The following is a 7,037-nucleotide window of genomic DNA, read 5'->3' on the forward strand; positions in this document are numbered from 1 at the left end:
AACCCTATGAGTTTTGATAAACAAGAGGTTTGTATCCTAGCCCTCTAATTAACCTTCTTAACTGCAAGGGACTAATCAATCGGGCATCAACTTTCGGTAATGGAAATTGTGCTTGAGTAAGTGCTTCGTAACACACTTCTGAGCAAAACTTATGCTCGGGATTGTCCAGCACGGCAGTTCTGTACACCATACCAACTACTCCGATGGCATCATACTTTTTACCCTCGTTGGCTTCAAAATACTGATAGGCTTTTTCCCAATGCTGTGACCCGATTTGATACACTTCATATCTTTTCGGGTCAATGGGTTCAAAGTTTCTAAACCCAACCCCTTGACTGAGCCATGCAGAACCTCGTCTCCAAGCTTTTTCGTCAAACAGGATTTCGCAATGAACCCATTCTCCTTTGCCTCCCACTGCCATCATTCGTTGCCATAGGTATGAATCTTGGTTGCGGAAGCTTTCGAACAGTAGATACATTAGACTAAAATTCCTAAATCGTTAGTGACAATATCAAAACCACCGTGTTTGCCTAGCGTGCGAAGAATGTAATCGTGAGGCTCACCACTCGTATTTGCTAGAGCGTATTTCAAACTCTTACCAGCAATACCATATTTGGTTTTTGCTGTTGCATCTCCTTTGTTGTAAGAAACGACCACAGAAGCTAAATCATCGGCACCGTAAATGTCAAGTAGGTTAGCAAGCTTCAATGCACCAATATGAATATTCAATTCTGCATTGTAGAGGTCGTTTAGGCTTGATTTCTTAGAGATTTCGACTAGACTTCTATCGAATTTGTCGACGGCATCAATGATTTTTTCCGCACGGGTTTCACCAAGGTTTTTCTTTAAAATAGCCTCATGAGCATCAGGAACATAGTTTTTATACTTCTTTGCAACTACGATGGTATCAGTAGCGGTGATTGGCATCAATTGCATGGCACCTCTTGCACCACTCGTAGATTTTGAGAATTCAAGTTTATCAGGGTCAATTTCTGTGACCATGATACCCCAAATCATCCATGTGGGTACTTTGGTTAGCTCCGAGGCGTGCGCCACGTACGAGCCAAACTTTGGCATTAACACATCTTTGATGAAATTCGCCCATTTCTGACGTGAGGCTGCATTGAACTTTGAGGCATCCGAGTCCTCAACAAGCGGAAATGTACCTGCAACAGTTGGATTGGCAAATCCAGAAAAACTGATGGCTAGACTGTTTTCTACAGCACGATTGATGTTGAAAGTATGTACAGTATCAGCATTGTCAGCATACTGCAGATAGAAAGCATCATCTGTTTTGGCTAATGTTTCTGCCTCCGTTTTCTTTCGATTCAAGAAATAGTATCCTCCAACAGCAAGTAATAGAACTGTTAAAACAACAAGAAGAATTTTTGCTAATTTATTCATTTTATAAAAATTTGGTTTTGCTACCAAAAAAGAATACCCGGGCGAACATAAATGCTAAATGCCAGGAATGAATTGGTAGCAAAAATCCAAGATTGACGGACAATTTTAAACTAGGGAATGTTGGTTTTGCTACCAATGATATTTTAGAATGGTTAGGTATCGTATCGGATAACTACTTGTTCCTAGCTTCTTGGAAAGCAATCTTTTTTGCCTCCTTACGAGATAGGTTATACGTAGTGACCTTTTTGACCTCTTTTACTCCAGAGCGACGTTGAAGCTCTTTGGCTCGCTCATCTACATCTGAAATAGAGATAGGCTTGTCAACAGCACCTAGCCCTTTGGCTTTTTTTAAGACCGAGAGCGTGAATAGTTCCGTTTTAGCGCCTTTTTTGCATTTGTACACTTCTTTATCATCTTCATGTTTACGAGAGATAACTTTGTATGTACCTTTCTTTGATTTTAGCTCACCGATGTACTCTACTTGTTCATCGATGTCAAATCGGAAGCCTTTTTTCTTTTTTCCTAAAGAGAACATGATTTTTAAGGTATTTAGTGATTTGATTTTTCTTAAAATAATATACTATACCAACCAGCATCGCTAATCCAAAAAACAGACCTGCAAGGATATACTTGAGTTCTATATCGGCTACGTAAAATCTTGTAGGATCCTCAGGAGTGAAAAGCAACTCTTTGTCATACAAGAGTGGTAAGCGCTTATCAAAGAATTGATTCATTTCTTTGACTGTAACGGCACCATCTGCATTGTAATCTAAAGCGCTATTACCAGCATAGGCATCTGAGCCTTTTCGATAGAGTACATAGTTATCAGCCTTTTTGAATGCGACTGGATAATGCACCAGTGCGTAGAGCTCGTAGGCTGAATCAGGTGCTCCATATTGTTTCACTCGCATTCGTAAGTATTTGCGAACATAGTACAGGTACTCAAGCGGGCTTAGCGTTTTCAGGTGCTCCACTGTGGTTTGCAAATCCTTTGCTGTGGACTTGGTAATTTGAATGTAGCCTACTGCACCAATACGATTCACATTCGGAAACTTCATACTGGATTCGGCATTGAAGACAAGCGTTAACCAGTTAGGGTTTTTGATACGAATTAGCGGATCGGAACAAATATCCCTAACCTCTTTTTCGAATGCGACTTTATCGACATTCCAACCTAGTTTGTTTAGACAGATTAGGGACATTTTACAATTGTAATTTTTGAAATGTTGCGTTAATACGCTTATTTCGATGTTTTTGGGGTCAAATTGTAAAAACTTGCTTAAAAAGTTTTACGTTTAGGTTTTCCCCATAACCCGAAAAAAACACCTGCTTGATAAGATACCCACAGAATCGAAATCAGACCTGAAGTCATCGAAACGATGATAGAAGCGTATTGCAACTTTTGAGAAACTAGCTCTTTTTCTTCCATATTATTTGGCTGAAGTAGCGGCTAAAACAGTTACTAATGCAGGGACAATAATCTTAGTAAGGTCGAGTACATTAGACCAAAAATCTCCTCGTTTCATGAATTTCTTCTTTTTTACTGGAGCTTTTTGAGGCTTTGGCTTCTTGGCATTTTGTGGTGCTTGTGGTTGAAAATCGGCTGAATCACATACGTAATTTGTCTCAATAATCACCACCACACTAGGAGGTGATAAGGTATCTTGACTGAGGGTTTGTGAAAAACCTAGCATCGGAATAAATCCGAATAGTAAGCAAAAGATGAGTTTTTTCATGCTATTTTAACTGCTTTAGAATTTCGTTATTTTGACTTGAGAGATGGTTGAATTGAGCTGTGAAGTCAGCCTTTTGTTCCTTGAGAGCTTGTTTAAGTTCGTTGATACCATTTTGCTGGTTAAGAGAATCTTTCTCTAGTACCGCAATACGTTCACCATGCTTGTTTTGTCTCTCTTGAATGTCTTTGATTTCTTCCTGTCGTGCGTCAATTCGTTCCTTCGTCTCTTCAGTTTTTGTTCTAAAAATCCACACCACCAGAGCAACTATTCCAGATACAACAATCGGTGTGAAAATTTGCTCATAATTAACTTGTAGTAACATATTAGTGGTTAGTCGAATCGTACATTTGAGCTATCTTTCTTTTTGCCTCTTCAAAGGCTTTTTCTATTTCGCTATTTGATGAGCGCATGGACAATCGGTCTCTGGGTCTTCGGTATGGTTTTCTTGGTGGCGTAGATGGATTGTGTGTTTTCGGTATTTTTTCTTCCAATCTAGCGAATGCCGTATCCGTCGCATCAAAATAGTCCAGTGTTCCGAATTCAGGGACTGTATCTAGTTCGGATAGCTTCAAGTCAGCCTTGTCAATATCGACTGTATCCTTTTTCTCTGGTGTTTCAATGCCCAACAAATGATCAACTACTTGATATTGGGCATCAGAACAGGAGAGTAAACTAATGCCGATGAATGAGCCAATGATTAAGAGCTTTGACTTCTTTGCTGTTGAGCTTCCAGAACTCTTGGTAGTTGAGGATGATTGCATCTTGTTTTCGTCTTAGATGTGGGAAAATACCTTGTTTCCTTCGTTTGGGGTCGTAGGGAGAGCCTGTATTAAAGCCTCCAGTACGAAACCTTGTTTTGTCTCCTGCGATATTCCATTGGGTTACGACCTCAACGTGCCATTGGTTTTTTGACCAATTGAAAAGAGCGATATCACCTTTGACCACAGGCTCAGTGGTGACAGCTTTACCATGTCTTCGCTTAACTGCCGAAGCTTTGAGCCATGAAAGTGCTCGTGGTGTGGCCGTGACTGGAAGCTTGTTACATTTACCAATGTAGATGATTCCGCTTGAGCAATAGGCTGAGCCTTTTGGCGCACCTGCCGTTTTGTTGATTTTGTCGATAAGAAAGCCTCTATTATTGGGTCTTTCCAGATTATAATAGAGGCTTTTCATCGTGTCTACTACAGCCTGTCTAATTACGAATTGGTGATTGGACTGGCTAGATACATGATGGCAAATGAGAAAGCTTTGGCATATACCAAATACAAGGCTTGCTTTACCTGAAATTCGTCTGAGCAATTGAGAAACCATTTCGATATTAAGTTATGTTCGGGTGCTTCGTGATTGTTTCTGAATCGGTACACAACGCTCCAGTTGATAAGCAAGGAGACGTCTACAATGAGCCACATAATCGACCAGTGGTTGAGCTTGATAATGAAGTCAATCCAAGCCGAACGTACTGCCATTGAGATGTCTGTCCCCTCAAGTTTCACCAAGTGATTGAGATAGCTTGAAATAGCAAAGAGTGCCAAAGTGAATAGTGTGGTAAGAATCCATCGTCTTGCTACCGAGTACCCTTTGCCAAAGAATGGCTCAGAGGGTAGTTCAACTACGTCTTCCTCTAATTCTTCACCATCAATCTGGATTTCATTTGCCAGTTTTTTGGCGTCCTCAGCAAATCCCTTGAGTGTTTCCGCCTTTGTGAGATTTCCTGCTAAGGCTTCATGCCTTGACTGAGCCATGAAGGTTGCAACGTTGTCGAGAAGAGCCTGCCTTTCATCTATTTTTTGCTGTTTCTCAGCTTCTTTTTGTTCTTGTTGCAGTTGTTCGACTCGTTGCAACTCTAGCTCAGCATCTTGCTTTCTCTTTTCAGCTTGTGCCTTGAGTTCTTCGATATTGATATTTTTATCCAAATTCTTTCCCATTGCCATTGAGGATTTAATTTTTGAAGGATGATAGGGCAAACTTCATTGCCCAAAACATGAGGAATGCTAAAATCATAGCAAAACCTCCGAGTGCCAGAAACAAATAGAATGCTACATTCTTAATTGTTTCAGTTTCCATTTCTACGTTGGTATTCACGGTGATTTCAGGCTTTTTCTTACCTGTAATAAAATCCTTGATTTCGTCGGTAGAAAGGATGTTGGCAAGGGTATCTAAGATGTTTGCCATTACTTTGCCTTGAGTTTTGTGAGCCTAGTAAGTACACTATCGTAGGCTGCGGTTGCGTAGAGCTTATGGTCAATGAACTCCGTTAAGAACGTGCCATCTTTGAAGTATTTTCGGTTGTAGTCATTAGCTATCCAAATCAACTCTTTATCGGTCAATTCCTTGAGTGTATGGCACAAATCACGCATTTCACCATACCATACCTTGCTATACCATGCCGTAAAATAGTTGTGAGCCTGTTCTACAATTACTTTTCCTGTGGTCTTAGTCCATTCCTCGAAGACTGACTTTTCCTGAGCCGTTGGAGGCTGGTATTCAGGAGATGGGGCATCGCTTGGAGGAGTGTTTAAGCCTTTGTCTTTACCGAGATTGAAAATAAAGTATCCGATAAGTCCAATGGGCACAAGAAACAAAAGGATGGCTGTGATGGGCTTTGTGACCAATAAGGTCTTATACCAGTTTAGCTTTTCTTTCATTTTTTTTGTCTTTATAAGCACGATACATAGAATAGAAGAACAGACTAAAAAGCAAAAAGAAAAAGCCATACAAAACCACTTTCAAAATCCCAGCTCCAGTTGAATCGGAGATTCCAGATTGTGGGTCATCATCCTGAGTAACAATCACAGAGCTTGACTCTCCAGAAGAATCGACTTTTGGAAGGGCTTTTGACTGTGGCTTGCTATAAGATACATAATCACTAGCGACCCAACCGATTACTTTTCCTTTGGCATCAAATACCTTCAAAAAGGTAATGGTAAGGTATTTCTTGGTACTTTTGTCGGTGTATCCTACAATGTTACCATAGCTAACGATTTTCAGCTCCTTCTTGAGCGTATTAGCTTCTGGTCGAAGCTTCACCCCTGAGGTAGTATTGCAATACAAAGGAACTAACTCAGTTTTGTTGTCTGCCCTTGGTTGTTCACCATTATCCGCAAATTCAAGTTCAGTAGGTTTGAACCATAAGTAAGTCAAGTACTTTTGGTTTACTGCATCAACCAGTAAGGGTTCGTCCAAATCTACAGCCGTGTAAGCAACTGTTTTCTTCGTGGTTTTATCAACTACCGTAGTGGTTTGTCTAATCCTTCCTAACAAAGCGCCTTTGGGATACGTAATCACGCTTGGTTTGGCATCTGAAAAGATGAATGTCAATCCGTAAGCGGTTGTAGCAGAGACTTTCACAAGCCTTCCCTGAGCTTGCCTCGTGTCGGCAGTGGTCAGGGTGGTGAGATAATCGAGAAAGTTCATACTATTCATCCTTTTTTAGTTTGGGGAAAAGTTTTGAAAAAAGCTTAGAAAAACCTCTTACACCAAAAACTACGATGGTTACAAAGAGCGCCATGAATATGGCACCAATTACGAAGTCAATGAACGTGTAAGCTTTTTCCTTAGCTTCTTCCTTGAGAGTTTCCCTTACTTCATCTTTAGTCATAGTGAGAAGATTTAAGGGTGAGAGAGCAAAGTCTTATAAAATCAGGAGAGTACTTTGCTGACTCTCCTGATTTTAAATTTTTCTACTAGAATCTTTTACTTGTCAATGGGCTTCTTTTTCTTTCCGCCAAAGAGTTTTTTAGCGACATATACACCACCAACGATAATCACAGCACCAATACCTGCTGCCCAATACCAAGCCATACCAAGGATAGTTTTGGTTGCTGCATCCGTAGAAGCGTTAGCAGTGCCAGGATTATTGCTAGAGCCTGAACCACTTCCAGAGCCTGAACCTGAATC

The 7,037-nt window shown here is 40.5% G+C and carries 15 protein-coding genes; all 15 read right to left on the reverse strand.

The genetic code is table 11. The features are described 5' to 3' along the window. Positions 1-4: 4 nt before the first annotated feature. Positions 5-478: a hypothetical protein gene (locus QM524_RS25585; protein WP_283346853.1), complete on the reverse strand. Its 474-nt coding sequence runs from the start codon at positions 476-478 to the stop codon at positions 5-7. Beyond that, entirely contained in the window at positions 478-1,404 is a 927-nt protein-coding gene (locus tag QM524_RS25590) for a transglycosylase SLT domain-containing protein (protein WP_283346854.1), read from the reverse strand. Before QM524_RS25590 ends, QM524_RS25585 begins: the two co-directional genes overlap by 1 nt. Before the next feature lie 172 nt (positions 1,405-1,576). After that, positions 1,577-1,939: a hypothetical protein gene (locus tag QM524_RS25595; protein ID WP_283344044.1), complete on the reverse strand. Its 363-nt coding sequence runs from the start codon at positions 1,937-1,939 to the stop codon at positions 1,577-1,579. Further along, positions 1,899-2,606 carry a transglycosylase SLT domain-containing protein gene (locus tag QM524_RS25600; RefSeq protein ID WP_283346855.1) on the reverse strand — a complete coding sequence of 236 codons (708 nt, stop codon included), beginning with the start codon at positions 2,604-2,606 and terminating at the stop codon, positions 1,899-1,901. The genes QM524_RS25595 and QM524_RS25600 overlap by 41 nt, the downstream gene beginning before the upstream one ends. 77 nt (positions 2,607-2,683) lie before the next feature. Next, positions 2,684-2,833 carry a hypothetical protein gene (locus QM524_RS25605; RefSeq protein ID WP_283346856.1) on the reverse strand — a complete coding sequence of 50 codons (150 nt, stop codon included), beginning with the start codon at positions 2,831-2,833 and terminating at the stop codon, positions 2,684-2,686. 1 nt (position 2,834) lies between these two features. After that, positions 2,835-3,140, reverse strand: coding sequence for a hypothetical protein (locus QM524_RS25610; RefSeq protein WP_283346857.1), 306 nt, complete (start codon positions 3,138-3,140; stop codon positions 2,835-2,837). A gap of 1 nt (position 3,141) precedes the next feature. After that, positions 3,142-3,462: a hypothetical protein gene (locus QM524_RS25615; protein ID WP_095160456.1), complete on the reverse strand. Its 321-nt coding sequence runs from the start codon at positions 3,460-3,462 to the stop codon at positions 3,142-3,144. A 1-nt stretch (position 3,463) separates the two neighbouring features. Continuing rightward, a complete protein-coding gene (locus QM524_RS25620) occupies positions 3,464-3,901 on the reverse strand; it encodes a hypothetical protein (RefSeq protein WP_283346858.1) in 438 nt (145 codons plus the stop codon). Beyond that, positions 3,813-4,313 carry a hypothetical protein gene (locus tag QM524_RS25625; RefSeq protein ID WP_283346859.1) on the reverse strand — a complete coding sequence of 167 codons (501 nt, stop codon included), beginning with the start codon at positions 4,311-4,313 and terminating at the stop codon, positions 3,813-3,815. The genes QM524_RS25620 and QM524_RS25625 overlap by 89 nt, the downstream gene beginning before the upstream one ends. Positions 4,314-4,336: 23 nt before the next feature. Continuing rightward, positions 4,337-5,065, reverse strand: coding sequence for a hypothetical protein (locus QM524_RS25630; protein ID WP_141234672.1), 729 nt, complete (start codon positions 5,063-5,065; stop codon positions 4,337-4,339). A 13-nt stretch (positions 5,066-5,078) separates the two neighbouring features. After that, positions 5,079-5,312 carry a hypothetical protein gene (locus QM524_RS25635; protein WP_283346860.1) on the reverse strand — a complete coding sequence of 78 codons (234 nt, stop codon included), beginning with the start codon at positions 5,310-5,312 and terminating at the stop codon, positions 5,079-5,081. After that, a complete protein-coding gene (locus tag QM524_RS25640) occupies positions 5,312-5,785 on the reverse strand; it encodes a hypothetical protein (protein WP_095160461.1) in 474 nt (157 codons plus the stop codon). Before QM524_RS25640 ends, QM524_RS25635 begins: the two co-directional genes overlap by 1 nt. Next, positions 5,760-6,554 carry a hypothetical protein gene (locus QM524_RS25645; RefSeq protein WP_283346861.1) on the reverse strand — a complete coding sequence of 265 codons (795 nt, stop codon included), beginning with the start codon at positions 6,552-6,554 and terminating at the stop codon, positions 5,760-5,762. Before QM524_RS25645 ends, QM524_RS25640 begins: the two co-directional genes overlap by 26 nt. Position 6,555: 1 nt before the next feature. Beyond that, positions 6,556-6,738: a hypothetical protein gene (locus tag QM524_RS25650; RefSeq protein WP_095160463.1), complete on the reverse strand. Its 183-nt coding sequence runs from the start codon at positions 6,736-6,738 to the stop codon at positions 6,556-6,558. Positions 6,739-6,833: 95 nt separating this feature from the next. Then, positions 6,834-7,037 (reverse strand): hypothetical protein (locus QM524_RS25655; RefSeq protein WP_283346862.1); only part of this gene is annotated, 204 nt, incomplete at its 5' end.

It is taken from the genome of Flectobacillus roseus (assembly GCF_030056595.1).
Classification (GTDB): Bacteria; Bacteroidota; Bacteroidia; order Cytophagales; family Spirosomataceae; genus Flectobacillus; species Flectobacillus roseus.